The following is a 2,396-nucleotide window of genomic DNA, read 5'->3' on the forward strand; positions in this document are numbered from 1 at the left end:
CCCGCCCGGACGCCCGCCGCGGCGCGGCTCTCGTGCGACCGCTCCTGCTGATCGATCCAGCGGTCCAGGGTGGAGAGCAGCCGGAACTGCCGGTCCACCATGCCCTGCCAGAGCGCCGGGTCCACGAGCAGGTCGGCGGCGGCCTCCGCGCCGTACACCGCACCGTGGGCGACGCTGCCGGGCGGCACGTCCATCCAGAAGACGTCCTCGTCGGCCTTCCTGGCGAGGTGCTCGGCGGCCTGCTGGAATCCCGGCTCGGAGGAGAACCCCTCGGTGAACTCGGCGGTGAACACCGCCGCCATCGGTGCCTGGAACAGCACCGACAGGCCCCGCCCCATGCCGAGCGCCAGCGCGTGCTCCAGCGGGCCCGGCTCCGGCGCGCCGTGGTGCGGGTCCAGGGGCCGCGGGCTGCCGTACCCGTCGTGGACCCAGGTCTGCTCCGTCACCGGCTGGTACAGCTCGCGCAGCTGGATCCGGCGCACCACGCAGTTCCGCAGCGGCCGGGCGACCAGGGTGTGCTGCGGCCCGGCGACCGGGCCGAGCAGGAGCGAGCCCGCCTCCAGCCGGCCCAGGTGGTACCAGTGGCCCTGCCCCACCGCGTCCACCGCGAACAGGTCCAGTGCCCCCTCGGCCACCAGCCACAGCACCTGCGGACCCTCCAGGTTCAGCCGCGGGCCCGAGCAGTCCACCAGGGTGCCCAGCGCGCCGAGCGCCTGGAGGCCGTCTTCCCGCGAGGGCCGGTCGCCCTCGTGCCCGGAGGTCATCTACCGCTCCCTGACGAGTCGTGCGTAGGCCCCGCCCGCGGCCAGCAGCTGATGGTGGGTGCCGCGTTCGACGATCCCGCCGTGCTGGAGCACCACGATCTCGTCGCTGTCGCGGACCGTGCTCAGCCGGTGCGCGACGACGACGCAGGCGCAGCCGCGGCGGCGCAGGTTGTCCATCACCACCAGCTCGGTCTCGGCGTCCAGCGCGCTGGTCACCTCGTCGAGGACCAGGACGCTGGGACGGCGGGCCAGGGCGCGGGCGATCTCCAGCCGCTGCCGCTGCCCGCCGGAGAAGTTCCGGCCGTCCTGCTCGACCGGGCTGTGGATGCCGCCCGGGCGGCGCATCACCACGTCGTACAGGGCCGCGTCCCGCAGGGCTTCGGCCACCGCCTCGTCGGGGACGGACGGGTCCCACAGCGCGACGTTGTCGCGGACCGTGCCCTCGAAGAGGAAGACGTCCTGGTCGACGAAGGCGACCGAGGCGGCCAGCGTGCCGCGCGCGATGTCCTCCAGCCGCTGCCCGTCGATCCGGATCACGCCCTCCCAGGGCGTGTACAGGCCGGACAGGAGCCGCGCCACCGTCGACTTGCCGCTGCCGGAACCGCCGACCAGCGCCACCTGCCGCCCCGGGCCCACCGTCAGGTCGAAGCCGCTGAGCAGCGGCTCGTCCAGCGGGCTGTAGCCGAAGGCGATGTCCCGCAGCTCGACGTGCCCGCGCAGCCGGCGGGTGGAGTCCCCGCCGCCGCGCGCGTGCAGCGGGTCGGGGCCGAAGTTCTCCACGTCCTTCAGCCGCGCCACGTCGGCCGCGAAGTCCTGGATCCGCCCGGCCACCCCGTTGAGCCGGGTCAGGGGCGCGGTGAAGCGGGTGACCAGCGCCTGGAAGGCGACCAGCAGACCCACCGTGATGTGGCCCTCCACCGCGCGCATGCCGCCGATCCACAGGATCAGCGCGCTGTTGAGGGTGGCCAGGGTGGGCGCCACCACGCCCAGCCAGGCGGTGGGCACCCCGAGGCGCTGCTGCTCCTCCAGGGTGACGGCGTGCTGCCCGGCCCACTTGCGGAAGTAGCCGTCCTCGCCGCCGGTGGCCTTCATGGTCTCGATCAGCTGGAGGCCGGTGTAGGCGGTGTTGGTGAGCCGTGCTGAGTCCGCGCGCAGCTTGGCGGTGCGGGTGGCGCGCAGCCGCACCACCACCCGCATGGCGACCACGTTGAGCAGCGCGACACCGATCCCGACCGCGGTCAGCTGCGGGTCGTAGGTGTACAGCAGCACCGCGTACAGCACCACCACGACCGCGTCCACGCCCGCGGAGGCCAGGTCCCGGGAGAGGGTCTCGGCCACCGAGTCGTTGGACTCCAGCCGCTGCACCAGGTCGGCCGGGCCCCGCTGGGAGAAGAAGGTGACCGGCAGCCGCAGCAGATGGCGCAGGAACCGGGCGCTGGAGAGGGTGGACGAGATGATCCGCCCGCGCAGCAGATTGCCCTGCTGGAGCCAGGTCAGCACCGCGGTGAGCAGCACGCAGGCGCCCATCGAGGTGAACAGCACCCCCAGCAGGGAGGTCTGGCCGCCGATCAGGAAGGTGTCGATGTAGGTGCGGCTGAGCGCGGGCACGGCCGCGCCGACCAGCACCAGCAG

At 73.7% G+C, this 2,396-nt stretch carries 1 protein-coding gene and 1 pseudogene; both read right to left on the reverse strand.

Features of this window, described 5'->3' with window-relative positions; all coding sequences use genetic code 11:
- Positions 1 to 764, reverse strand: a pseudogene (locus HW445_RS27080) (NHLP bacteriocin export ABC transporter permease/ATPase subunit); the annotation flags it as partial.
- The coding region (locus HW445_RS27085) for an ATP-binding cassette domain-containing protein (protein WP_180223504.1) at positions 765 to 2,396 on the reverse strand (1,632 nt) is incomplete at its 5' end.

This window comes from Streptomyces sp. UH6 (assembly GCF_013421635.1).
Taxonomy (GTDB): Bacteria; Actinomycetota; Actinomycetes; order Streptomycetales; family Streptomycetaceae; genus Streptomyces; species Streptomyces abyssomicinicus.